The organism is Segetibacter sp. 3557_3 (assembly GCF_004354985.1).
In the GTDB taxonomy this organism is placed as follows: domain Bacteria; phylum Bacteroidota; class Bacteroidia; order Chitinophagales; family Chitinophagaceae; genus Segetibacter.
In genome coordinates this window covers 34,678-61,514 of the sequence record NZ_SMSK01000010.1, presented here as the reverse complement: position 1 = coordinate 61,514, position 26,837 = coordinate 34,678, and the positions used below count along the sequence as shown (strand labels likewise).

At 45.7% G+C, this 26,837-nt stretch carries 12 protein-coding genes; 7 read left to right on the top strand and 5 right to left on the bottom strand.

The window, feature by feature from the left end; translation table 11 throughout:
- Positions 1-278 precede the first annotated feature (278 nt).
- Positions 279-1,670, top strand: coding sequence for a S41 family peptidase (locus tag EXU57_RS15265; protein WP_165958162.1), 1,392 nt, complete (start codon positions 279-281; stop codon positions 1,668-1,670).
- A 124-nt stretch (positions 1,671-1,794) separates the two neighbouring features.
- Here the strand turns inward: EXU57_RS15265 and EXU57_RS15260 are convergent, their stop codons facing one another.
- From EXU57_RS15260 to recD, 4 genes are all read right to left on the bottom strand, one after another.
- Entirely contained in the window at positions 1,795-2,064 is a 270-nt protein-coding gene (locus tag EXU57_RS15260; protein ID WP_133269095.1) for a hypothetical protein, read from the bottom strand.
- 820 nt (positions 2,065-2,884) lie between these two features.
- On the bottom strand, positions 2,885-6,334 hold the full coding sequence (gene recB / locus EXU57_RS15255) for an exodeoxyribonuclease V subunit beta (protein WP_133269094.1): 3,450 nt from the start codon (positions 6,332-6,334) through the stop codon (positions 2,885-2,887).
- A gap of 64 nt (positions 6,335-6,398) precedes the next feature.
- The gene (recC, locus tag EXU57_RS15250; RefSeq protein ID WP_133269093.1) at positions 6,399-9,599 is read right to left on the bottom strand and encodes an exodeoxyribonuclease V subunit gamma; all 3,201 of its coding nucleotides are present in this window, start codon (positions 9,597-9,599) and stop codon (positions 6,399-6,401) included.
- A gap of 70 nt (positions 9,600-9,669) precedes the next feature.
- Positions 9,670-11,487, bottom strand: coding sequence for an exodeoxyribonuclease V subunit alpha (gene recD, locus EXU57_RS15245; protein ID WP_133269092.1), 1,818 nt, complete (start codon positions 11,485-11,487; stop codon positions 9,670-9,672).
- 892 nt (positions 11,488-12,379) lie between these two features.
- On the opposite strand from recD, the gene EXU57_RS15240 reads away from it, so the two are divergent.
- Both EXU57_RS15240 and EXU57_RS15235 read left to right on the top strand, forming a co-directional pair.
- Positions 12,380-15,499, top strand: coding sequence for a glycoside hydrolase family 2 TIM barrel-domain containing protein (locus EXU57_RS15240; protein ID WP_133269091.1), 3,120 nt, complete (start codon positions 12,380-12,382; stop codon positions 15,497-15,499).
- Between the two features lie 349 nt (positions 15,500-15,848).
- Complete coding sequence (locus EXU57_RS15235) at positions 15,849-18,251, top strand: sensor histidine kinase (protein ID WP_133269090.1); 2,403 nt, start codon at positions 15,849-15,851, stop codon at positions 18,249-18,251.
- Between the two features lie 42 nt (positions 18,252-18,293).
- Here EXU57_RS15235 and EXU57_RS15230 read toward each other — a convergent pair whose 3' ends face one another.
- Entirely contained in the window at positions 18,294-18,965 is a 672-nt protein-coding gene (locus EXU57_RS15230; RefSeq protein WP_133269089.1) for a DUF892 family protein, read from the bottom strand.
- Between the two features lie 599 nt (positions 18,966-19,564).
- Between EXU57_RS15230 and EXU57_RS15225 the strand changes: the two genes are divergently transcribed.
- From EXU57_RS15225 to EXU57_RS15210, 4 genes are all read left to right on the top strand, one after another.
- Positions 19,565-20,377, top strand: a complete 813-nt coding sequence (locus EXU57_RS15225; protein WP_133269190.1) for a DUF1206 domain-containing protein — start codon at positions 19,565-19,567, stop codon at positions 20,375-20,377.
- A 290-nt stretch (positions 20,378-20,667) separates the two neighbouring features.
- A complete protein-coding gene (locus tag EXU57_RS15220) occupies positions 20,668-21,840 on the top strand; it encodes an efflux RND transporter periplasmic adaptor subunit (protein WP_133269088.1) in 1,173 nt (390 codons plus the stop codon).
- 75 nt (positions 21,841-21,915) lie between these two features.
- Positions 21,916-25,089 carry an efflux RND transporter permease subunit gene (locus EXU57_RS15215; RefSeq protein WP_133269087.1) on the top strand — a complete coding sequence of 1,058 codons (3,174 nt, stop codon included), beginning with the start codon at positions 21,916-21,918 and terminating at the stop codon, positions 25,087-25,089.
- 112 nt (positions 25,090-25,201) lie between these two features.
- Positions 25,202-26,590: an efflux transporter outer membrane subunit gene (locus tag EXU57_RS15210; RefSeq protein WP_133269086.1), complete on the top strand. Its 1,389-nt coding sequence runs from the start codon at positions 25,202-25,204 to the stop codon at positions 26,588-26,590.
- The last annotated feature ends 247 nt before the right edge of the window (positions 26,591-26,837 follow it).

Genomic DNA, 26,837 nt, shown 5'->3' with positions numbered 1-26,837 from the left:
AACCACTGAACTGATGCCGGCAGTGATTGCAGCCTAAAAACAATCCAATTATAGTAATGTACTAAAGCCTTCGCACGCACGTTGTTAGAACAGCATAACCTGCTCCATCCGGGTTTGAAAGCTTAATTGCGAAACAACAGGGCACCCGGCAGTGCAGGAACACGCAATTACACCAAAACCCTTGTATTTGAAACTGTAAACGGCCCGTTAAATAACATTTTTTAATTATGATTAGCCAGAAAATCGCTGTAATATGTAGTCAAATTCAGCCAATAATTATGCGGTTAAGCAATGTAGTAGCCTTTGGTTTTATCATAACGCTTGGTGTGTTTTCATCCTGCAAGAAAGACATCGCCGACAAACCAGCCGAGCCGGCCCCCACACCGCCGGTAAAAGCCGATACTTTATCAGCCGCGAAATTGAAAGATTCGACGCTGATCTATACACGTGACATCTATTTGTGGTACAAACAAATTCCTGCATCATTCAATCCTCAAACTTTTGAAGATCCTAAAGGGATCATGACGGCAATTCGTGCATATAGTGTTGAAACCGGCTATAGTACCCCGGTTGACCGCTGGAGTTTTGCCATGAAGAAAACCGAGTGGAACAATATGAGCATGGGCATCAGCAGCACCTCGGAAGAAGATCAACATGATTTCGGCCTGAATGTGTTTTTCCGTGCAGACAACGATTTACGCGTACGGCAGGTAGAAAAGGCTTCCCCCGCAGGACTTGCCGGCATACGCCGTGGCTGGAGGATCACCCGGATAAATGGCAGCTCAAACATCAATACCGCAAATTCCAGCCTGGTTGTTAAAGGTGTTTATGAAAGTGAAAACAGCACTTTTACCTTCGTAAAGCCTGATGGTTCAAGCGTGGACATGACACTGAAAGCTGCCGGCTACCAGGAAAACCCAGTCGTGTTAGACTCGGTATATACCGAGGGTGGTAAGAAAGTCGGTTACCTTGTATTTAATTCTTTCCTTGGTGATACCGCCCAGATTTACCGTGACCTTAGTGCTGTATTCAGTCGCTTTGGTGAGCAACAGGTAAAGGAGCTGATTGTGGATCTCAGGTACAATGGTGGTGGTTACGTGAATGTGCAGGAAAAGCTGGCGAACTATATCATCAATGCCAGCTCCAACGGCCAAATCATGATGCAGGAGAAATTCAATGATAAGTATACCAGTTTCAACAACACAACCTTGTTTGCAAAAGCTGGTAACGTAAATGCAACGCGTGTTTCATTTATTGTAAGTAACCTGACGGCTTCCGCCAGTGAACTGCTCATCAATAACCTGAGACCGTACATGGACGTCAGGATTGTGGGACCAAGCAAAACCCATGGTAAACCCGTAGGCTATTTCCCAATACCTGTCGGCGACTGGTATGTTTTTCCTGTGTCGTTCCGTACTGTTAACAAGAACGGTGAGAGTGATTATTTTGGTGGTCTTTCCCTCACCAACCAGGTCGCAGATGGGATTGATAAAGACTGGGGTGACAGAAATGAGTCAGCACTCGGTTATATTTTAAACGGGCTTAAAAACGGGAATTACCGTACCGATGGTACAACGGAGGCATCTGTTGATCCCCGCATTGAATCGATCAATACGGGATTGAAAGGGAATATCTTTGAGGGAACAATTGATTCGAGGATCAGGTTTTAAGTCGTATTCTGATTGGTGATTTGTTCACACGATCACGCTATATAAGATAACAGCAACGCCCCATTTTTCCAGGGGCGTTGTTATTTTAGTAGCTTTTTGGCAAGGCTAATGGCCTCCATGGGTATTAGTCAGCAACCACTTTTGGTTTACGTCCTCTTTTCTTAGGAGCGGCATCAGCAGCAGGGCTTTCCTTCACCTTTGGTTTTCTGCCTCTTTTTTTCGCAGGCTCACCACTTTTGGTTTTCGCCGGTTGTTGAGTCGCCGGGTTATTTAAACCGCCTGGTTCATAAATGACGGTAATGTTAAGCATGGCATCTTTCGAGAAAACCTGCATCAGCCCATTTGCAAATTCCTCGGTAAGATCGCGTACATTGATTACAAGATTTGCTTCCATTTTTTAAAATTTTCTGGGGGTTAAGAAATCTAAATTGATTGTTTTAGGTACCAGTTGATAACAGGAGCTGACTTATTCCAGGGCAATAATTATCAATTACAGATACGCAGTTTTTTAAGTTGTTCAGGATTTATATGGTATGGTTATCAGTATTAATCCTGGTTATTGGTTGTGTTTGACGTATATAAGGCAGTCTTGGTTGCGTAATGTTCCTTAGAATCAAGAATTGTCTGCAGCTATTGTCAATATTACCTGGTGTTTTGCGGACATTAAACATACAATTCCTATTTAACGTTTGAAATAGCTTTCTTGTTTTATTTTAACAATTAATAACCTGCAGACGATTGCGCTGCCTATCGGCCTATCAGAAATCAAACGATGCATAACGGAAAATACGACAAATTAACCCCGGCTTTGTTTTACGAACCCGTAAACCCCAATGCAATTATCCCGGTTCTCAACGACTGCCAGAGCAAGCTTAAACGATAATATCTTAATTAAGGAGATATAAAAACAGCATTTAAGTTGAGTTTAAACAGCAATTTACCAATCGTATTTTTTTCAATTGCGTTAGCCAACATGCAGTTTTCATAACAGATCTGAAAAGAACAGTAACAATAAACACGTGCAGGACAGCTGCCACTGGGCGAGAATTCACCATTACACAATTGCATCGTATCTTTTACGAGGAGTACTCAACGAACAAAATCCCTGCTGGCTTGAAATGCAGGAATGCAGAAATTGGCCAGGCCTGATCATTTTTCTATTGCGGGTTTTATAACAAGCCTGGTAACGGTGTGCGATGATAGTCGTAAACTGATCAGTCCTTTGCGTTCATAATCCGTTCCAATGCTTCCAACTGGTCAGGGCTGGGACGATTTACAAAAATCCCTGTTTGCCCATTTTTCCTTATTCCCCGGATAAACAGGTAGATTACCCCACCAAAATGTTTTTCGTACCGGAAATCCGGCAGCCTGCTTTTCAGGTATTTCGTTGCAGCAAGCGTATACAATAAGTATTGGAGGTGGTAATTGTTTTCGTTCATTGCAGTTGCAAGCGCACGGGGAGCATAATCAGCCAGGCTATCGCCAAGGTAATTGCTTTTCCAATCGAGGATATAATACTTGTCCCGGACACCAAAAAACAGGTCCACTTTGCCGTTAACAATTCCTTCCAGGGGTTTGTCCCACGACACCCGCACTTCGATGTTGTTGTCCGTTAATTTATTAAGCATTGCCGGATCGTAAACAGGTACAGGGAAATCAAACTCAAACTCATTTATTCGTTCATCGTTGTCGATTTCGGCCAGTTTGAATGTTTCTTCGCCAATTTGCAGGGGTACGTTTAACGTGTGCTGAAGCATCTGGTATAACATGGGTGAATACTGCTCTTTGTGTTTTGGCAGATGCTGATTTAAGGCTTCTTCAATTACATAGGACCAGTTGTATTCGCTGCTAAATTGAACATGCTCAAAAATGTAGTGCAACAGGTTCCCTGTTTTACTTCCTCTCACCAGTTGGCTGAACATGAACTGGTCGTACTTGTCCCCCTGGTTGGTACTCCGCGGTTTCGATGTGATTTCGCCTTTTTGTGCAAGCATTGAATAGCTCATTTTTGTCCAGTTATTATGCTCGAGCGTAAACTTTACTTCAGTATTCCGCTTTACTGGTTTATAACGGTCATCCTCCTGGTACCTAAACTCTTTGGGTGGTTCGGCGGCCTCCTCGTTGCTGATTAGTCGTTCATCGCAGCCATTAAGTGCCTGTAGAAAAGTTGAAAGTGTAGAATTGCGGTAATAATTTCCGGAACAGTGGTGCACAAAACATTTATAGACCGCCCTTGTAAGCGACACGTATACCAACCGGCGGTTTTCCTGTTCATTTTGCATACGTACCCATTCCAGCTGCTCTTCACCGATTTTGTTCTTTTCAATGGAGATGTATTCGCCTGACTCGGGATCGCGATAGCTAAACATATCGGCAAAGGTATTTTCAACCAGGTCGAGAAAAGGAGCAAAAACAATATTGTACTCCAACCCCTTGCTCTTGTGTATCGTTACTATTTTTACCGACTCTTCGTCGCTTTCAACACGCTGCTCGTATTCGTCGCCCTCTGCTTCCATTCCTTCGATCCCCCGCCGCAGCCAACTAATTAGTTCGGGTGGTGAAAACTGTTTGTTGGTTTGTACCTTGTGCACCACCTCAATCAGCTGAAACAAGTTAGCAATAATGCGTTCCCCGCTTTCAGTGTTAGCTCCCAATAATACCCCACGCACATCAAAGTCGCTGACAAATTCCATAAGGGCTGTAAATACCCCATCATTTTGCCATTGATTGCGGTATTTGCGAAAAAGCGTCAATGTTATCTCATCATTCAGCGATAAGATCTCAGCGGCCTTATACCCCGTGAAGGGCGATAATAATGCCCTATTGATAGACTGCCTTGAAATGTCTGTCATAGCCTCAAGAACGTACAATAAGCATATTGCTTCCGGCGACCTCAACACTTTACTGTCGTCGATGGTAATAGCAGGTATGCAATATCGTGCAAGGGTCTGCTTGATTTCCCTGCCTTGGCCTTTTGTTCTAACGAGGATCCCAATATCGGATGGGGTTACGCGTCTGTGTTCACCGTTCCGGGTAATCCTAAAACCATCATCTGACAACAACTGAATAATTTGTGCCGCAACCGTTTCGGATAATTGTTCTTTCCTGGGTACTGTTGTAATGGTAATTGGCACAACCGCTTGCCGTTGGTACCCCAGTTCGCCTTTCATGTTTGGCTCAGGTGAATGTACTTCGCGGTACCTTATTGCATCCTCTGAGTCATTAAAGAAAAAAGTATCAAATCCTGGGCGTGGTTCAAAAAACAAGTTCATGGCGTGTATCAGTCCTTCTGCGGAACGGAAGTTCCTGTTCATGGTATACCTGTTTTGAACGTCATTTTTAGCTTTGAAGTAAGTAAAAATGTCTGCCTTTCGCCATGCATAGATCGATTGCTTGGGATCACCAATAAGAAAAAGGATGGTGCCGCTTCCAAAAGCTTTCTGAAAGATTTCATATTGAAGCCGGTCGGTATCCTGGAACTCATCTACAAATACCGCTTTGTACTTATTCTGCAATGCATCCACTAATTTCTGAGGATTTTTACCGGTGAATGCCCTATGCAGGTTAACGATCATGTCGTCGAATGAGAGCAGGTTGTTGCGTTGTTTGTAATCTTCTAATCCTGCGGAAACAATGTTTATCGCCTGGCAACTGATGTCATTGATTACTTGCTGAATCCTTGAGCTGATATCTTTTACCAGTATATCGCAGTCGTTGCAACGGGTTACAATATCTGCAAACACTGTTTGTATGTAGCCAGATTTTCTTTTAGCCAGGATATCCGTTACAAGTTGTTCCGGTGACTCGAATTCATGGAAACGAGCCTTTCTAGCATGCGTGTTTGCCAGGCTTTTATCACGGATTTCCTGCTCATTATTTTTGATAAATTCGTGTAATTCCCCTTTTAGCTTTTGTTCTTCAATCTCAATTTCTGCCAGCTCTGTCAGAATTTTTTGGTGATCCTCTTCGCAGTAAGCGTAATCCTTATTCTTATCGTAATTAAAGTATTGTTTACCATTCAGGTGTTCCTGAACAACCTGCCTGATATGCTCTCTTGTTAAAGCTGGTTCTGCTGTTACCAGGTATTGCAAAAGCCGGGCAGGTATTGTTGTAATATTTTCCCGCCAAAATTTGTTTACTTCATCCTGCAGGACAATACCGGTATCCTGCATGGTTTCCGCACCAAAGAGTTGATTTGTTTCAAATGCAAACTCGGTAAGTGTCAATTGGCAGAAGCTGTGAATCGTAAGGACCGCCGTTTCGTCGAGGAACAGTACCGCTTCTTTCAGCTGTTCCTGCACCTCGGTTGCTGAGGTCTTTGCAATACCAGCGCTAACCAACCCTGAAATGGTGCCATCATCAATTTGTTCACCCTGGCTAGCTTTATAGGCCTTGCGAATAAATAGCCGGATCCTTTCTTCAAGTTCAGCAACCGCGGCCTTGGTAAAAGTGACCATCAGGATTTCTTTGACGGACAGCTTTTGTTCAATGATCAAACGCAAAACCAGGATGGCAATAGAGTAGGTCTTTCCTGTGCCGGCGCTTGCCTCTATTAGGTTGCTGCCAACCAGGTCAACTGAACCGGCGTCAAACGGTTTGAATTCCTGGTGGCTGTTGGTTGTAGATTGTTCCTCGTCAGGAAAAAGGCTGAGTATTTTTGACATCGAATTTTTTTGGAGCACTAGGTATCATTTAGTTCTTTGGCTGCCCGGGAATACAGCATTGTTGTTATTTATAATATTCGGGAAACAGTTCTGCCAGCGGTTTGATAAGCTTTTCACCTGTTTTTTTGAATGCCTCAACAATATTTGCTGATTTAAAATAGCCGTTTTCATATTCATTCAATAAGTATCTGTCCGTACAAGGGAACTTGAAGTTGTGAAAATGTTCGCTGATAACTTTCCTGATGAAGGCTTCATCAAGTTCATCTACTTCAGCGGGTTGAATCTTAAAAGCCGGGAAATAAGCCAGGATACTATCGTGTCCCTGTTTGTACAATCTAACCAGTTCCTGTAAACGGTTCACGGCCTCGGTTTTCGCAATCTTTATACCCTTAAACGTAGCGTTCCGGTTTGAAGAAAGAAAATAAACTTCTAAGTCAAATCCATTTGCTGTGGCCGTTAAATACCGGATGTAAGTATCCAGCAATTGTTTTGCTTCGTCCTTAGCATATGATACAACCACCAGCTTACTGCCAAACATATTTCTTATTGTTCCTTTCATTAAGCTATGATCAATAGTCAGCGCCAGTTCAATTTTCTCCTCCACATGGTCTTCTACAACATCCCTGAATAATTTTTTAATATCAATCACCGACTCTTCAACCTGGTGTAATGCCACGTCTGCCATGTTTTTAAGGGGCAGACCACCGGTTTTTACCAGCCGGGTTTTCAGCTCGCCGAGCTCGTTGTCCGGCATTTTCAACATTTGTGGTTTCAACGTCCATTCCTGTAATTTGTTTAACGTAAAAACTTCGGTATCGCTTAATAGAACATCTTCTTCTTCATAGTAAATGTTGAGCACTTTGTTGTAGTAGGCCTTAAATGGATGTCGGAAGAAAGCAATTAATCCTTCCAAGGAAATTTCATCGAAACTGAGGGACTCAGGCTGTTTATTCTCGTCGATGGTTTTAACCAGATCGCCCCGTTTCATATCAAGATAGTTCGGGTATATTCCACTATTACGAATATACCTTTGACTAAAACTGTGCAGTGGGTGTTTGTTAATTATAGCAGCCCGGACACTTGAGGGTTTTTCGCAGCTTGCTTCTATGTAATCAATTAGTTCATCCACTACAGCAGAAGGGGGAAGGGTGGAGTTGTCTTTTGCACTTTGCCCGATATAGCTCATGTATAAATATGCTCTCGCGGAGAGCACCGTCTCCAGAAAAAGGTGTTTATCGTTTTCTTTGATGTTACGATCACCCCTGCGTCTTTTGTCTTTCTCCATCAAGTCGAAACTGGCAGCATTTTCTTTCCGGGGAAAAGCATCGTAATTCAATCCGAGTAGGGCAACAACCTTAAACGGTATACTCCGCATAGGAATTAGTGAACAGAAAGTTATACCGCCGCCGGCAAATGAGCCGGATCGACCGCCCCGCGAGACAGCTTGTAAAAGGCTGCGTGCGAAGATGTCAAATCCAACTTTCTCATTCATAAACTCATCGGCAACATTGTAATTTTTTAGTTGTTCCTGCAACAACAAGTAATCCTCGTCTACCTCTTCTTCCGGCTCGCAAATCAGGTTGTGAATGAGCCGCTCCACATATTCTACCCAGTCAGCGATCGTTCTGTCCTGCTTTCTCTCCTGGATGCTGTTCATTAGCACTTGCACAAAATGAACAAAGCGAACCACCTGTTCCGACTCACTTCCTTCAAGCAGGTCAATTGGAAAAATTAATTCTCTTTCAGGGTCTGTATACGCATCTTCCCCGCTCATACAGATACCATACATGATCCTTTTCAATCCATATTCCCAACTTACAAACCTGGTTTCGTCTAACATTTTGCCTTTGATTCCAAACCTGATGTTGGCAGCATCTACCACCTTACGTACCAGTTCGAGGTTAGTAATGCCAAAGCGTCTTCTGATATATCCGGAGTCAAATAGTTGAAGTACTTCTTCCGCTTTAAAACTTCCCTGGCTTATTCTCAATAGTGAACTTAACGCGCTTACAAGGGTGTCGCCATTGGTAAAACTTTCATCTGCAATGGTAAAATGGAACTTATACGGAGAATGCCTGAATACTGCTTTGATATAGGGCGCATAAGCATCAATGTCGGTTACCATAACAACGATATCCCTTGGTGAAAGGGCTTCTTTTTTCTTGTCCACCAAATGAACCAGGTAGTTATAGAGAACTTCAATTTCACGCGCAATGGTATAACACGAACTGATGCGAAGCGAACCATCGGTAATATCGGCTATACTTATCGTGTTCCGTTCGTTTATGCCCGCGGCATTAAAAATGTCATCCTGGATTTTGTGCAACAAACTGTTGTTTGGCGGCTCAACAACACCAACCTCCTCAAGGCTGTTCAACAGTGCCTCATTCTTAAACAGCATCATAAATGTATCCTGTATCACCCTTCCCCAACTCGTAAGTAAAGTGTTTCCGGTACTCACTTCAGATTTGTCAACGAATCCTTTCCGGCTTAATATCGCCAGTTGTTTTTCACTCCTGTCTTCAAACCAATACACCAATGGCGCGGGATTAACAAGGTAAAAAGTTACCTCAATGCTTTCTGCGATTTGGAAGAGCAGTTCAAGGTGGTACTCCGTTGTAATCGACAACCCAAAAATGTGCAATGCAGGTATTTTGTGCTGTAGTTTTTCTTTCACCAGGTCCGAATTTATGGCCTCCTTAATAAACCTGCCAACGAGTGTTTTGTCAGGCAGTCTTCCCCCGGAAAGGTTTTTTGCTCTTAGCCAGAGGTATTGCTGCCATTTATCCGTTGTTAAGTCTTCGGGCTTTTGCGTATTCCACTGTGCTATCCAATCCGGGCGGTAAACCTGGTATTGATCAAATAAGTCTGCAGTTTTTTCTGCAAGTGCCATTCTCTTTAGATCCTTGTCTGTGCCATCGTAGTTGTAGTAAGCTGCAATTTGGGCAAAGCGTTTTGTAAAGCTTTTCTCACCCAGGATCGTATATAGTAGCCAGGTAAGATTTTGAGCCGATAACATGTTCGGAAATTCACCACCAACCAGGTAATAAATTTTCTGGATGATTTCATTCGGACTTACAAACAGGCAATTTGCAGCAATTCCGTTATGGTCAGCAATCTGCAATTTCAACCAGTTATTCATTCCTTCGGTCTGCGTCACAATATGGTGCGGCTGAAATACGTTGCCCCGCTTGCGTTGCAGATCGCCGGAAAGTGTGCTGGCTAAAGCACCAAGCGAATTAGATATGATCAGATTTAACGACATTGCCAGGTTTTATCACACGAAATAATTAGATTATGGTAGCGCAGCTATTTGTTCAGGCAGCAGGAGTGTTTCATTTGATTAACGGTTTTACTTCTGCCTCATCAAACCGCTCTGCTATGCCCGAAGCTCTTTTAACCCGCCTGTTAACTGCTGCTACGATTACTGCTTCAGTTGCCTGTATCACTACCTTCGACTTTGCCCTTGTTACACCAGTGTAAATTAATTCAGCTGTTAGTATGGGAATTTCGGGCTTGTCAGGTAGTACGATTAACACGTTATCATATTCACTGCCCTGGCTCTTATGAATGGTCATTGCATATACCGTCTCAGCTTCTGATATAAAGCCCGGAAGCACCGACTTCAGGCCGCCGGAACTGTCTTCGAACCAGGCTTTAAGTACGTTGTCCTGGTCCGGGCGTATGATCCCGATGTCGCCATTAAACAAATCCAGGTCATAGTAGTTTTTTGTTACGATAACCGGCCGGTGTTCATAAAATTCAGTTGTTGGTTTAATCAGCTTTCTTTGCTGCAGGTATTTTTCTATTTTTTTATTTATTGCGTATAAGCCCTGCTCTCCATCCCTGACGGCGCACAATACCCGAACTTCATTGAATTTCGTAAGCGCGGTTTTGATATCTTTTTCTCTTATATAGTTTGAATATGCTTTGATAAGATCCTCGAAAATCTTTTCCGAATAAGCAGTATCTATAGTCACCTGCTCGTCCTTTGCTTCTAAAAATGGCGTTAACTTTTCTAAGTCGTTTGCGATAATCGCTTTGCTAAACTTGCCGATGCCTTTATCGCTTATAAAGCGATGGCTTTTTTTTAGTTCTACAATCGTTTCAAACAGAATGTGGCCGTTATCGTCACTAATTAATTCATGCGGTAGTTGTGCTGACGGGCCATCAATTAATGTATTGATCATTGCCGCCCGGTTTGCAGATACAACAAATCTTGGCTGCGATTTGCAAAGGTCCCCAAACAAACTTCCCGCTTCTACAGATGCAAGCTGGTCTTTGTCCCCCAATAAGATCAACTTCGTATTGCTGCCAATGGCGTCCAGCAATTTGCTAAACAGCGATACGTCCACCATTGAAGATTCGTCTACAACCACCAGGTCGTAGTTCAGTGGGTTGTCGGCGGTATGCCTGAAATAAAGTGAGTCTGGTATATATTTTAACAGTCGGTGGATTGTTCCGGGTATTATCTTTTCGAACTGGTTCCTGGTTTCACCTGGGAGATCCGGTGATGCCGATTTCAATGAGTCGGCCAGCCGCAAAGCAGCTTTGCCTGTAGGTGCTGCAAGCGCCACCTTCAGCTGCGGATTCATCGCATATAGAATTGCCAGGATCTTTGCCACTGTAGTTGTCTTGCCGGTTCCCGGCCCTCCGGTAATAATGGTAAAGTCATTTAATACTGCAGTAGTAGCAGCAACCAGTTGCCAGTTGATATTTTCCAGGGGGTCACCGCTCATTGTCCCGCCGTTATTTTCAAATAAACTACGGATGAATTCGCCGTGTGCAAGTAGTTGAGAAGTGCTGTTCAGGCGTGCCCTCCGGCTTCCTGCAAAGCTCGCCAACCGCTCCAGTATCAGGCTTTCATAGTTGAAATAGCGTTGTAAGTACAGCTTGTCGTTGTGCAGGATAAATGGTTGTTTTGGGCCGTCTTTACGCCCGATCAGCGGTTCCTGGCCGACATTTCTTTGGTTATGCGCGTAAGTATGGATATCGCGATAGGGGCTATCCGCGAGCTCATCTGCCGCAGTGGTAAGTTCTACACATATATGCCCTTCGGACAGTTTTTTTGAAAGCAGGTAAGCATATGGTTTTATTGTTTCGCCAGGAAAAAATTCGGCAAATTGTTGATGAACGTTATTCAGTGTTTGCATATACTCAGGTGGCAACTTTAATTTGTCTACGGTATTCCCGAACGGAAAAAACAAGCCAGCAGAAAGCAGCTAAGTTTTCACGTGAACAAAGGCCCGTACTTCAGCGCCGGTAAAGGTAGATATTAGGATGCTTTTCCTGGTGCCCGGTGGATAGCGCGTTCATAACTAACGGGTAGTTGCTGCACAGCTAACCAATGAGGGCAGCTCACCAATAGGAAACTTTACTAATGAGCCAATGTCGTTTAGTTAAGGAATCTTTTTGGACCAAGCCCCAGTTTTCAATTGTAAGTTGTTGCCCGCCCGGCTGCGCAAGTCGGACGGGCGCCGTGCCCTCGATTTATTGGTAGGTCGCACTCCCGTCCGAACGACTTCAGCCGGGCGCCCGCCCGTATGAACTACGTTCGGGCGGGGGCTTGTACTGTTTACCATTACCCGGCAAGAAGCTGGATAAGGCCTTATTCAAACGACATTAAATAAATGCGCAGTCAATCGGGTGCGCCGCTAACATCTTTGAACATGCACGGGTGCAATCATCAAGGGTCGGGTAAACATTGGTGAACAGCTGGAGCATATCGATTTACATCTGTTGGCGCTATTGCTTTAATCCGGCTGGTGCCCGTTCCGATAGCGGACCTGTGCAATAAACACAGCAACTCACTTCAACAAATGGGTACGCTCACCAGAATGGGTCAGGGAAAGTAACGCTGATACTTACCTGCCCGTATTGGTCAGCTATGGCTTACTGCGGACCTTTTCGAGAATTTCAAATTGTTTATTGTGAACGATTGCGATAGTTTTATCCCTTTGCTATGTATGGTTGGGAGCCAAAATTGCACATTCCTGCCTGATCTATTATCCGGCACAACAAAAATGTTATAATCTTCAAGCTTTTATGAAAAAAGTTCTGTTTGCCTTATTTGGACTGTTTAATGTCGCGCTTGCACAAACAACTAACAACGACTGGGAAAATCCTTCGTTTTTCGAGCAAAACAAGGAGAAGCCGCACGCCACTTATATGCTGTTCGACAAAAAGCAGGATGTAATTGCCGACGACTACAGCCGTTCGCCCTATTACAAGTCGCTAAATGGTACATGGAAGTTTGTGTATGTAGATAAACACGCAAACCGCATTAAAGATTTTTATCGCACCGACCTTAACGACACCAGGTGGAACAACATCCAGGTGCCTTCAAACTGGGAACTCAAGAACTTTGGTATTCCCATTTATACCAATGTCGTTTATCCATTTCCCAAAAACCCGCCATTTATCGGTGAGAATAACCCTGTCGGAACCTACCGGCGGCAATTCACCGTTCCTGCAAATTGGGATGGCCGCGAAGTCATGCTGCAATTTGGTTCCATCACGGGCTGTGCTTTTGTTTACGTAAACGGGCAAAAAGTCGGTATGTCAAAGGTTTCAAAATCACCCGCAGAGTTTAACATCACCAAATACCTTAGAAAAGGAAATAACCTGCTTGCAGTGCAGGTCTTCCGCTGGCACGATGGAAGTTACCTGGAGGACCAGGACTTTTTTAGATTAACCGGTATCGAACGCGACGTTTGCCTGTACGCTGTACCAAAACTTACGGTATGGGACTTTTTTCTAAAGCCCGACCTCGATAACAATTACAAGGATGGCTTGTTTTCCGCAGATGTTACACTTCGGCAGTTCAAGAACAATGCTATCAAATCAGGTAACGTACTCGTCGAAATAGTTGACAAAGCAGGCAAAACCGTATTCTCACAACAAAAGAATTTTAGCGTTACCAGCGATAGTTTGCAGCAGGTTCAATTTAGCGGCACCGTTTCAGCCCCCTTAAAGTGGAGCGCCGAAACACCAGACCTCTATAATTGCATAATCACCTTATCAGATGGTCAAAAGAAAAGCCTAGCAACTACGGGCTCAAGAATTGGTTTCCGGAAAGTTGAGATCAGGAACGCGCAACTGCTGGTAAATGGTGTGCCCACATATGTACATGGTACAAACCGGCATGAACATGACCCTGTAGAGGGCCACGTTCCGATTAAGGCAACGATGATCAGGGACCTCCAACTGATGAAGCAATACAACATCAATGCTATTCGAACAAGCCATTATCCAAACGATCCCCTCTGGATGAAGCTTTGCGACGAATACGGGTTTTACGTGGTTGACGAAGCAAATATCGAAACTCATGGTATGGGCGCTTCGCTGCAGGGCAGGTTCGATACAACGGTTCACCCGGCTTATCTGCCTTTGTGGGCTCCTGCCCATATGGACCGGATCGAAAGATTAATTGAAAGAGACAAGAATTACCCATCTGTAATTATTTGGTCGATGGGCAATGAATGCGGTAACGGCAAGGTTTTCCACGATGCCTATCTCTGGATGAAAGCCCGCGATAAAAGCAGGCCTGTGCAGTTCGAACAGGCAGGCGAAGACTGGAACACCGATATTGTATGTCCAATGTACCCGGGTATGGGATCAATGCGCAGGTATGCCTCCGATCAGGGCAAAACCCGTCCGTATATTATGTGCGAATACTCACACGCAATGGGCAACAGCAATGGCAACTTCCAGGAATATTGGGACGTGATCATGAGCGATAAAAAAATGCAGGGTGGTTTTATCTGGGACTGGGTCGACCAGGGTCTCAAAACAACAACCAGCGATGGAAGAGTGTTCTACGCTTATGGAGGTGACCTCGGTGCATACCATTTGCAAAACGACGAAAACTTTTGTGCGAATGGGTTGATTGCTGCCGACAGAACAATTCACCCCGGATTGCATGAGGTCAAAAAAGTTTACCAGAACATCCTGTTTAAAGCCAAGGAGAGTGGAAAAGGCGTAATCACGGTTGAAAACCTTTTTGACTTCACCAACCTCGACCAGTTCGATTTTAAGTGGGAGATGTTCCAAAATGGCCAAAAGGTAAAAGATGGGAAGTTTGCTGTCGTACTTGCGCCTCACGCGAAAAAAGACATTGATTTGCAGTTGCCCATGTTTAAGTCAGCCGAGGGTAGTGAATATTATGTAAACGTTTACGCGCTTACAAGAAAACCCACCGCATTAGTACCCGCAGGACATGAAATTGCCCGTGAACAATTTAAATCTGCCGGCGACTATTTTGCACGTACACCTATCAGCGGCAATAAGTTGCAGGTAACCAAAGAAGGTGAGCGACTTAGGTTTACCTCGGGCAATACACGAGGCGAAATCGACCTTCGCCAGGGACGTATCAACCAATATACGCTGGGCAACGGTGGCGTGGTTGCACAATTCCCTGAACCTTACTTTTGGCGGGCACCAACAGATAACGACTTTGGCAATAACATGCAGGTGAACCTTGGGTACTGGAGAACCGCTCATGTAAATCCAAGCTTGAAAAGCGTTACTGCCGGAGAACAAACCGCGGCTGGACTACCGGTTAGGGTACAATACGAGCTCGCAGGTTCAGGAGTGCCTTATACCATTGAATACCTTGTTCAGGACGATGGTTCGATCCGCGTTACTGCTTCGATCGATATGACCGGGAAAGCACTGCCGGAACTACCCCGCTTTGGCATGCGCATGCAATTGGGACAACAGTATACCAAACTCAGCTACTATGGCCGCGGCCCATGGGAAAACTATAGTGACCGGAATACAGCGTCTTTTGTTGGGCAGTACGAAGACAGTGTAGTTAACCAGTACACCTGGAACTACATCCGTCCACAGGAAGCGGGTTATAAAACCGATGTCCGCTGGCTTACACTTACCGACGGCAATGGCAAAGGGATGACGATTGAAGGACTTCAGCCAATCTGTTTTAGCGCGATCAACAACACGACCGAGGACCTGGATCCGGGGCTTACCAAGAAACAACAGCACCCAACAGACATTAAGCCCCGCAAGGCGGTACACCTTAATGTTGACCTAAAGCAAAGAGGGGTAGGAGGGGACAATAGCTGGGGAGCTTTACCACATGAGCCTTACCGGCTGTTAGATAAGAAGTACAGCTACAGTTACGTGATAAAGCTTGTAGGGAAGTAAAACCCTTGCTCGTTGTGTAAGCCTATCGTTAAAAATGGAAAGTATTGGAGGTGGTTACATACTGTAGAGCGGCCGCTTGTTAATAGTCTGGGCTGCAAGCAGGGTCTGCCGATTGACGCCGAATTGAAGCGCTTAAGGCTGAACAAGGCATGGTTTAGCCAACCCGTTTGAATTGTATCAGTTAGCGTGGTGCGCTTATACAACCCGGCCATTGCGTTCAATTCAAAGATTTCTGATTGACCCTACTGGATAGCATTTTCGGCAGATCAAATTGATCAGGCGCTTTTACTAAACAACTTCAAACGCATTGTTGATTTTACCTAACTTTTCATTCAAGTGATGCCGATATATGAGCAACCAGGCTGGTAGATTATCCGGTTTACCTGTTGAGGAGTACAATGTGTTTTCCTCTCTGCCGGGGCATTTTGCCCTGGTTAAGGCCGATGCTCCGATATTCACCTTGTTAGCGGTCACTAATGATTTTGCGTCACTGTTAGGTTTAACGGAAAATGATATCGGTAAGAGCTTTGTTGAGAACATTAAGCCTGGAGAACCAGCCGGGGAGATACACCGACTTTTAGACTCTTTTGGTCAAGTGCTACACGCAGGGAGCGAAGATCGGATTACTGATTTTCACTATGGACCCAGGCCCTCGGACTCCCCCAGTTCCACTTCCTGGTCGGTAATCAATAAACCTGTGTTTGACCTTAACAGTAGCGTGGTATCTATTATTCATATTTTAGAACCACAGCAGCAGAATAACAGGGCTGTAAAAGATCCGGAGGATGGAACTACGGATAAAGCCTATTCGTTGTTTATGCAGGCACCCGTAGCGGTTTGTATTGTCAAGGGACCTGGTTATATCGTTGAGCTCGCAAACGACGGCATGTTGGCGTTTCTAGGGCGAACATCGGCCATCGTCGGCCATCCGATTGAAGAGTCGCTTACAGAAGCCAAAAAGCAAGGATTGATCGCTATCCTGGACTATGTACGTAAAACAGGTCAGCCTTATCACGCTCCGGAGTTTCCTGCAGTTTTGCTGATCAATGGTGTTATGGAACAGCGTTACTTCGACCTTGTGTTTAGCTTGTACGATCAAAACCCCAATGACCCAACAACGACAAGGGTGTTTTGCGTAGCTTACAACGTAACCGAACTCGTGCTGGCCCGGCAAAAGGTAGAGGCAAATGAGTCAGAACTTCAGTTGAGGGTACAGGAAAGAACAGCTGCCCTGGTTCAACAGCAGTTGCTCATGAATAGCATACTTCAGGCTTCTTTTAACGGGGTCTATGCGATCCAGGCAATACGGGATTCACAACACCAGATTGTTAACTTCCGCTATCTCTTTGCCAATAAAGTGTTCATTGAAATGCTTGGAAAACCGGAGGAGGAGATCGTCGGCAGCTTATTGTCTGAGGTAATAACTGCCGAAAACCTATCTGGTTGGTTCAATGTTTTTTGCGACACGATACATAAGGGAGAAGCAAAGCGAGACGAAACAGCATTCGAAACTCATGCAGGAGTATCCTGGTTCGACTACCTGTTGTTTCCGATTGAAAACGATATCATTGTAATTACCGTACAGAATATTACAACACATAAAACCTCGATGTTGCAAATAGAGCAGCAACGAAATCTCCTCGACAACATCCTTAAACATTCTCCAAGCGGCATATCAGTCACGGAAACCATACGTAACAACGACGGCGAAATCATAGATGCCAGAACCATTCTAGCAAACGCCGTTGCGGAAAAATTCAGTGGGGTACCAATGGATGATATGCTTTCAAAAAAAGCTTCCGAAATCGACAGAAACTTACTGCAGTCACCGTTATTCCACCAGGCAAAGCATACGTTGGCAACCGGCGAAGCCTTTATTACCCAATATTATTTCGAACCGGCGGGCAGGTGGCTCGAATTGGCAGTTGCAAGAATGGACGAAAACCGGCTCATAAATGTTTTCTCCGATATCACCAACATCAAGGAAAGCCAGTTTCAACTCGAGAAATACATCGATGATCTTAAAAAGTCAAATAGCAACCTTGAGCAATTTGCTTACGCGGCTTCACACGATCTGAAGGAGCCCATTCGGAAAATCCTAATTTTTGCCGACCGCCTGAAAAAAGATTTGCAGTCTACCCTTACAGAAAATCAACAACGGTTGTTTGATCGAATGGAGCATTCCACCCATCGGATGGGGGCGCTGATTGAAGACCTGTTAGCCTATTCGCATGTGAGTATGGGGGTTTCTCATTTCGATGAGGTTGACCTAAATGTTAAAGTTCAAAACGTACTGGAGGACCTTGAAATAGAGATACAGCAAAAGCAAGCAAAGATTGTGGTCGGCACGCTGCCAAGGATAAAGGCGCACCGCCGGCAGATGCAACAACTCTTCCAAAACCTGATCGGTAACGCACTGAAGTATGTTCACCCAAACCGGGTTCCGGAAGTGCATATTTCCGCGACCAGGATTCAAGGGAGGGTGAAAGGGCTCGATCTTTCGATCGACGTCAACAATAAGCCATTTTATCTTATTGAAGTACGCGATAATGGAATTGGCTTTAACCAGGAGGAAGCTGTCCGGATTTTCAATGTATTTACCCGTTTACATGGCAACGCCGAATATACCGGAACGGGGGTAGGACTATCGATTGTACGAAGGGTTGTTGAAAACCATAACGGTTACATCTGGGCTGAAGGTAAACCAGGTGAAGGAGCAACCTTTAAAGTATTACTACCCGCTGAATACTAACAAACGAGTTTAACTACAAGGTATAAACAAGGCAGTTCAACCTTAGTGCCCCCGGGACTCACCTGAATTATATCCCCTGTGCGACCGACCAGCCCGTCCACCGGGTGAATTAATCGTACGTTCGGATATGCTTACTTTTTCTGATTTTTTGAGGTACTCATCGTCACTGCTCACATGTTCATCATTAACCGTGTCCTGCTCTGGTTCCAGTCGGGGCAAAGCCTCTTTATTCATTGCCGACTTGGCCAGCTGGGTTAATAAATCGTCGGCATCGTATTCCTCCTGTAGTGTTTCATGGAGGAGGGCTTCCGCCTTATGCGATTTTAATTGTTGCGCATACGTAAGCGCAGTGCCATAGCACGTAATTTCATAATGTTCAATCTTTTGAATGCCCGCAATAATGGCGGCATCATTTACCTCTTTTGAAAGATCCTCAGCGAGCAAATCGGTTATTTCTTCAAGTATCCCTTTAATACCTTTATTAATTGGTTGCTCGCTGAGTTGCTCCACCCCACCGAGTATTTGCATAACCTTGGCCAATCGTTCTAGTTGCAGTTCCGTTAACCCTGAATGATGCGTTAGCGCATTTTGCAAGGAACTATGATTTACTTTCATAATCACCTGTGGCATTGCCTTCGAGATTTGCATTTCTGCTGAATACAGCGCCTGTAACTGAACCTGTAAAAGGTCTTTCAAATCCGTTATTGCTTGCATAAACACCTTTTTCAAAAAGCAATAAAATCTGTGCCCGAAACTACTTTCTAACGGATCTCAAATCACTTCATTTTGTTTAGTCGTTGAACGCGAAGGAGCTGTATAGAACTGAAAAAACTGTAAGGGTTTGACAACCTGCCCCAAACAGGGTTATTCCCGACAGCTGTTCTAACACGGTTTAAGCGCGAACTAAGATTTCCGACCAGCGACCAGAAGAAACTATTGCATGACAACACCGGATCTCTGATCAGGTGTTGTCATAGCGGAACCAGCTACCGTGTGGACACTTCTTCTTAGCGGTCTAACAAATGGAACACGGATGACAGGGATAAAACGGATAGATACGATTTATCGTTCTGCGAAGCACAAGATCTATTCATTTTGTTCAAAGCCGTAGCAAACGGATTGATTTAGAAGATGGATTTTTGCCAAAATCTGAATAAGTTCATTTCGACCCGTGTTATCCGCGTTCCTATACCGATGTGTACACACAATAGGGGGAACCAGATTGACACTGATGGGTTTTCAACAATTGGGTCGATAAAAGCCAAATTGAGCTTGTACCTCCGCGGTGGCATATTCTTTTGATGTGGATGGATATGGGAAATATTGCTCAACAGTCATCATCACTCAAACGTATTGCCCAGGCAGGACTTATCTCCAAAGGTCTGGTTTACTGTTTGCTCGGTATCCTGGCATTTATGGCCGCTTTTCAGGTCGGTGGCCAATCAACGAAAAACACCGATAAAGAGGGGGTCTTAAACCTGGTGTATAAACAAACAGGTGGTCAGATCCTGTTAGGCCTGCTTGCCATCGGGCTTGCCTGTTATACCATCTGGCGATTAATACAAGCTTTCTCCGATACCGAACACAAGGGCAGCAAGCCTAAGGGTTTGGCGGCAAGAGCCCGATATCTATTCAGTGGGTTGGTTTATGGTTCCCTTGCGATTTACGCCATTAAGATGACCATCAACGCTTCTTCTGGTTCAGGCGGTAAATCAGGTAATGAAAGTATGGCCGGTGACATTTTGAGTAAGCCCCTCGGACAATGGCTGCTCGGGATCGCGGCTGCAATTATTATCGGCGTTGGTATTTATCAAATCTATTATGCGATATCAGAAAAGTATCGGAAGCACGTTGAAAATGTTGGGGGAACAACACACGCCAAAATACTCCTGAATGCGGGCAAAATCGGCTACATCGCCAGGGGTATTGTTTGGCTGGTAATAGGCTGGCTATTCGCAAACGCTGCGCTGCACTCAAATGCGTCAGAAGCGGGTGACACCTCGAAGGCCTTCGGCTTTCTGGCCAATGCTGATTATGGTTCTTTTTTGCTGGGTGGTGTTGGTGTAGGACTGATCTGTTATGGGGTTTTTACGTTTATCCGCGCCAGGTACGAGCGGCTTGGATAGCGGCTTTATAACTGAATGAGGAGTAATTTACCCATTGAAAACAAGCTTCGTTGGTGAAATGAATATAGGTCATATACTACATCAAACGTTTTGATTATTCACGTTATTAGTGGTGCCCCACGGCTAAAAATCATTCAGTTAATCAAGTTACCAGTAACTAAGCCGGTTCCAAAAAGCATCCTGCATACTTACTTGCGAGATATCCCGGGAACAATTTTTATGTAAGAAGTTCCTGGTTATACTATTGGGGTCTGGATCTGATCAGAAGGCTCCTTTGCTAATGGACTCATATGCTCAAAACTGTACTAGTTTCATCCAATTTTCTATTCAGCTTCTTTTTACTTCTTTCGTGTGGCGGCAAAAACGATAAGGCTCCTGCCGCAGCAGCCCAGGCCAACCAGGTAAAAGATTATCCTGTTATCACCATTACAGCACGGCAAACCACTTTGTTCAGCGATTACCCCGCAACGGTACAAGGTCAACAAAACATCGAAATCCGCCCCAAGATCGATGGCTACATCGAGCAGATTTATGTGGATGAGGGATCGACCGTGAAAAAAGGTCAGCCGCTGTTTCGCATTAGCGCGCCGCAGTATGAACAAGGGGTAAGAACGGCACAGGCCAACATCAATATTGCCCAGGCAGATGTAAATGCGGCACAGATGCAGGTGAACAAAGTTCGACCTCTTGTTGAAAAGAACATCATCAGCCGCTACGAACTCGAGTCTGCCCAATACACTCTACAGGCACGTCAGGCAGCTTTGGCCCAGGCCCGGGCAACACTTGCAAATGCCCGTACAAACCTCGGCTACACCCGCATAACCAGCCCGGTGAATGGGGTAGTAGGCTCAATCCCCCACAAAATAGGTAGCCTCGTCAGCAGCGCAACACCGGAGCCACTTACCACTGTTTCCAACATCGGAAACATCTATGCCTATTTTTCCATAAACGAAAAACAGGCGCTCGAGTTTTCAGCAAATACAAAAGGAGCAAGCGTTCAGGAACGAATTGCTACGATACCACCTGTTACCCTTATCCTATCCACCGGAAACGAATTCCCGCAAAAAGGCCGGATCGAAACAGCAAGTGGCCTCATTAATACAGAAACAGGGTCCATTAGTGTCAGGGCCACTTTTCCAAACCCAGGTAATATCGTGCGTAGCGGAAGCAGCGGAGTGGTGCGGATTCCCCGAACCGTCGATACCGCGCTACTTGTGCCGCAAAAGGCTACTTATGAAATCCAGGGTAAAAAGTTTGTTTACGTTGTCGAGAGCACAAATACGGTCAGGAGTGCTGAGATACAGGTTATGGAGAGCGGGAACGGACAATACTTTGTTGTACAACGAGGACTTAATCCTGGCGAACGTGTTGTACTTGAAGGTGTAGCCGGGTTAACGGAAGGCGCCTCAATCGCGGCACGACCGGTTAACACCGACAGTGTATTTGCCCAGGTGACCAAATAATATTAGGTCTTTGTGTTACATCCATCTCTAATGGTTTGCCTTCCTGTAAGCGTGTTGTGTTTTAAGCGATAGATTATGTTTAAACGTTTTATTGAGCGGCCGGTGCTGTCCACCGTGATCTCGGTTCTTATTGTAATACTCGGTGTACTTGGGTTAAATGCGCTACCCATTTCGCAATACCCCGACATAGCGCCGCCAACCGTACAGGTTTCGGCATCTTACCAGGGTGCGAATGCAGATGTGGTGTTAAACAGCGTAGTTGTTCCACTTGAGGAACAAATCAACGGTGTTGAGAACATGACGTATATGACTTCGTCAGCTGGCAACGATGGCACCGCGAACATCACCGTTAATTTTAAGCTCGGTACCAACCCCGATCTTGCCGCCGTTAACGTTCAAAACCGCGTTTCAAGGGCCACCAGCTTACTGCCACAGGAAGTAACGCGCGCAGGGGTAACAACGGCAAAACGGCAAAGTAGTAATCTGGTGATCTTCTCTTTGTATAGCGACAATCCCGCTTACGACCAGATTTTTCTCCAAAACTATGCAAGCATTAACCTGATCCCACAGATCAAACGGATCAACGGAGTGGGTGATGCAACTGTATTCGGGCAAATGGAGTACTCCATGCGTATTTGGCTGCGGCCCGATGTGATGGCTACATACGGACTTGTTCCGGGAGATATCAGTGCTGCCCTACAGGAGCAAAATGTAGAGGCTGCCCCGGGTCAGTTTGGTGAACAAGGTGCACAGGCCTTTCAGTACGTTATCAAATATCGTGGTCGCTTGAAAAGTGCAGCTGAGTTTGGAGACATTGTAATCCGCTCATCAGGTAACGGCCAGATACTCCGGTTAAAAGACATTGCCCGGCTCGAAATGGGCGCATTGAACTACTCAAGTGCAACCCGAACAAATGGGAAGCCTTCAATCGGAGTTGCAATTAGTCAAACGGCCGGATCAAACGCAAAAGAAGTTATTGAAGGTAGTCTTGGTGTGTTGAATAATGCGGCAAAAAACTTTCCTGCAGGAGTAAAATATGTGAACCTTGTTAACGCAAACGACTTCCTAGATGCATCTATCGAAAAGGTGATTCATACACTTATTGAAGCATTCCTGCTCGTGTTCCTGGTGGTATTTGTTTTTCTCCAGGACTTCCGCTCAACCCTGATCCCCGCCATTGCCGTACCGGTAGCAATTGTGGGCACATTTTTCTTCCTCAACGTTTTTGGGTTTACAATTAACCTTCTAACGCTTTTCGCGCTGGTGTTGGCTATTGGTATCGTTGTAGACGATGCTATTGTAGTAGTGGAGGCAGTACACGCAAAACTCGATGAAGGTTACACCTCTGCCCGGAAGGCAACTGTAGATGCTATGGGAGAAATTTCCGGTGCCATCATTTCTATCACATTGGTAATGGCAGCAGTTTTCATTCCTGTAAGCTTTATCACCGGCTCAGCAGGGGTCTTCTACAAGCAGTTTGGGCTTACCCTGGCGATCTCCATTATTCTCTCCGCAGTTAACGCGCTTACACTCAGTCCGGCTTTATGTGCAATTTTCCTTAGGCCACATAACGCCCAGAAACATACCCGCAAGAACCTGTTGCAGCGGTTCTATACCTCTTTCAATGCAGCTTTTGAGGTCACAACCAGGAAATACAAGAACTCCGTTCAGTTTCTGATAAGAAAAAAGTGGATCGCACTAACGGGTCTTGCCCTGTTTGCCGGATTGTTTTACCTGTTGATGGAAACTACACCCACTGCTTTTGTGCCGAATGAAGATATGGGAGCCGTAATGAGCGATATTGCCCTGCCACCCGGAGCCTCGCTGGAACGGACCGACGAGGTTACCAAGGAGATCGAAAAGATCGCCCAGACAGTACCCGAGGTGCAAACCATTTTACGCATAACAGGGCGGGGAATGATCAGCGGGGTTGGCAGTAATTATGGAATGGTTATCATGCGACTAAAACCATGGTCGGAAAGAAGCGACAAGGGGCAAGATGTGCAGGCGATCATTGGGCGCATGTTTGCAAAAACAGCAGCCATCAGGGACGCAAAAGTGATCTTTTTTGCGCCTCCTACCATCCAGGGCTTTGGTACTACCGGTGGTTTTGAGTTTCAACTACAGGATAGGAGCGGGGGTGATATCCCGCGTTTTTCTAAGATAAGTACCGATTTTATTGCAGCACTAAACAAGCGCCCGGAAATTCAGTTTGCTTCAACTTCGTTTAATCCAAACTTTCCACAGTTCCAGATTAATGTAAACGTAGCCAGGGTTAAAGAGGCGGGGCTTGCTGTCAATGATGTGTTGAGCACCATGCAGGGCTATTATGGTGGGGTTTATGCATCCAACTTCAACCAGTTTGGTAAACAATACCGGGTGATGTACCAGGCAGAACCATCGTTCAGGGCAAACCCTGAAGGACTCAATAATGTTTACATCAGGAACGCAGCCGGTACAATGGCCCCTATTACCGAATTCATTTCTCTTGAGCGGGTTTATGGACCACAATCTATCTCAAGGTTCAACCTGTTTACGTCAATAGGCATCAACGGCTCACCAAAGCCAGGTTTTAGCTCCGGTGACGCCATTGGTGCGGTACGCGAGGTGGCAGCACAGGTATTGCCAACAGGTTATGGCTACGAGTTTTCGGGGATGACAAGGGAAGAGCTTTCCGCCGGCGGACAAACCGTTTTTATATTTATGCTGGTGCTGGTGTTTGTATTTTTTCTGCTGAGCGCGCAGTACGAGAGCTACATTCTTCCTTTTGCAGTACTGTTACCTCTTCCAATTGGGCTGGCAGGTGCGTTCGTATTTGCCTGGCTATTTGGTGTCACGAATAACATCTATGTACAGATTACCCTTATAATGCTGGTTGGTCTGCTGGCAAAAAATGCTATCCTGATTGTCGAGTTTGCGGTCGAACGAAGGCGGTCGGGTATGGAGCTTGTGCAATCTGCCCTGGAAGGCGCACAAGCAAGGTTTCGCCCAATCCTGATGACCTCGTTTGCATTTATCCTCGGGCTTGTTCCGCTGATGATGGCATCCGGCGCGGGAGCAACAGGCAACCGGTCGATCGGCACCGGTGCAGTTGGCGGAATGCTAATCGGGACAGTATTCGGCGTATTTGTGATACCTGTGCTGTTCGTTATTTTCCAGGGTTTACAGGAAAGAATTAGCGGTCCGCCAAAACAGCCCATCACCGAAGGGGACAACAATGCCGGACTTAAACCAGCACCTGTAGCTTAGTGAAAACCATTTTAGTGACCAACAAGACGGGTTCTCGCCATTATTGCCCGCCCGGACGAACGCTGTTCGACGGGTGTAAATCACTTGTACGAATACCTGTGAGCCTAAACTTATGAGTAGCAATTTCAGACACCTTTCATTTATTTTCCTGCTGACCCTTATTGTTTGTTCATGCAATATTGCGCGCAGGTACCAAACTCCGGAGGTGCAAACTGAGGGTCTTTTCAGGGATGTGGCGGCAAGTGATACGAACACTATGGCCACGCTGGACGTTACCGAAGTTTTTACCGATACGATTTTACAGGGATACATTAAAGAGGGTATCCGGAACAACCTCGACCTGCGGATTGCTTTCACCCGTATTCAACAGGCACAAGCATATTACCTCCAAAGCGGTGCGGCCTTTTTACCTACGCTAAGCTCTAACCTTGGTGTAACCATATCCAAATTGTCGGAAGCGCAGGGTTTTGGTATACGCACCAGTGCCACCCAATACCAGTTTGGCTTGTCTTCGGCATGGGAGGCCGACATATGGGGACGACTCAGCAGCAGCAGGCGCGCCAGCTTTGCAGCCCTCCTTCAAACCGAAGCTGCATCGCGGGCGGTACAAACCGGGCTGGTAAGTACCATCTCAGGGTACTATTATACCCTGCTTGCCCTGGACCAGCAACTCGAAATAACCCGGCAAACAGTGCGCAACTGGGATACAACCGTAACCACCATGCGGGCATTGAAAGAAGCTGCAAGGGTTACCGAGGCAGCAGTGGTACAGAGTGAGGCCCAGCGATATGCAGCGGAAGTTACCATTCCCGATCTAAAACGGAGCATAAGGGAAACAGAGAATGCGCTCAGCATCCTGCTTGCCCGTCCGCCTGCTTCAATACGGCGAAGCACTTTGGAGGCACAGGCGGTAACGTACCCTCTTGAAACGGGTATACCAACCCAGTTACTGGCCCATCGGCCCGACGTGCAGCAGGCGGAGTTTGATTATCGAAACGCCTTTGAACTTACCAATGTTGCGCGTACCGCTTTCTACCCAGCGTTTTCGATTACGGGCTCGGCCGGGTTAAATAGCCTTACGTTCCCAAAGTTTCTCGATATTTCATCGCTTGCTGCAAGTATCGGCGGAGGGCTGGTGCAGCCGTTGCTGAACCGGCGCCTGAACAGAACCAATCTGTTGGTGGCAGAGGCTGAGCAACAGGCGTCGTACCTGAACTTTCAGAACACGTTATTAAACGCGGGACAGGAAGTATCCAATGCGCTGTTTCTTCATCAAACTGCGCTTGAAAAGATGACCGTTCGTTCCAACCAGCTTTCTGCTTTGGAACGTTCGGTTGAATATACCCAGGAGCTCTTGCGCAATGGATTTGCTAACTACAACGAGGTGATCACCGCGAGGCAGAGCTTATTGCAGGCCGAACTCGGCCAGGTAAATGACCGCTTGCAGCAATTACAAGCCACTGTTAACTTATACCGAGCATTGGGGGGTGGTTGGAGATAACGTTCAATTCCGTTGCAGGTGTGTCACTCAGCCGTTGCAGGTGTTGTAACTCCGCCGTTGCAGGTGTTGTCACCTGCAACTATCATCGTAGAGCAGTGATCGCCTGGCAGATATTGTCACTCTGCCGTTGCAGGTGTTGTCACCTGCAACTACCATCCTAGAGCAGTCGATCGCCTGGCAGGTATTGTCACTCCGCCGTTGCAGGTGTTGTCACCTGCCACCATATCGTAGAGCAGTGATCGTCTAC

Excerpts from the sequence above, each read along its gene's own strand:
- EXU57_RS15240 (WP_133269091.1), top strand. The coding sequence starts at position 12,380 with ATGAAAAAAGTTCTGTTTGCCTTATTTGGACTGTTTAATGTCGCGCTT.
- EXU57_RS15230 (WP_133269089.1), bottom strand. The coding sequence starts at position 18,965 with ATGCAAGCAATAACGGATTTGAAAGACCTTTTACAGGTTCAGTTACAG.
- EXU57_RS15215 (WP_133269087.1), top strand. The coding sequence starts at position 21,916 with ATGTTTAAACGTTTTATTGAGCGGCCGGTGCTGTCCACCGTGATCTCG.
- EXU57_RS15225 (WP_133269190.1), top strand. The coding sequence starts at position 19,565 with ATGGGAAATATTGCTCAACAGTCATCATCACTCAAACGTATTGCCCAG.
- EXU57_RS15220 (WP_133269088.1), top strand. The coding sequence starts at position 20,668 with ATGCTCAAAACTGTACTAGTTTCATCCAATTTTCTATTCAGCTTCTTT.
- EXU57_RS15235 (WP_133269090.1), top strand. The coding sequence starts at position 15,849 with ATGAGCAACCAGGCTGGTAGATTATCCGGTTTACCTGTTGAGGAGTAC.
- EXU57_RS15260 (WP_133269095.1), bottom strand. The coding sequence starts at position 2,064 with ATGGAAGCAAATCTTGTAATCAATGTACGCGATCTTACCGAGGAATTT.
- recD (WP_133269092.1), bottom strand. The coding sequence starts at position 11,487 with ATGCAAACACTGAATAACGTTCATCAACAATTTGCCGAATTTTTTCCT.
- EXU57_RS15265 (WP_165958162.1), top strand. The coding sequence starts at position 279 with ATGCGGTTAAGCAATGTAGTAGCCTTTGGTTTTATCATAACGCTTGGT.
- recC (WP_133269093.1), bottom strand. The coding sequence starts at position 9,599 with ATGTCGTTAAATCTGATCATATCTAATTCGCTTGGTGCTTTAGCCAGC.
- recB (WP_133269094.1), bottom strand. The coding sequence starts at position 6,334 with ATGTCAAAAATACTCAGCCTTTTTCCTGACGAGGAACAATCTACAACC.
- EXU57_RS15210 (WP_133269086.1), top strand. The coding sequence starts at position 25,202 with ATGAGTAGCAATTTCAGACACCTTTCATTTATTTTCCTGCTGACCCTT.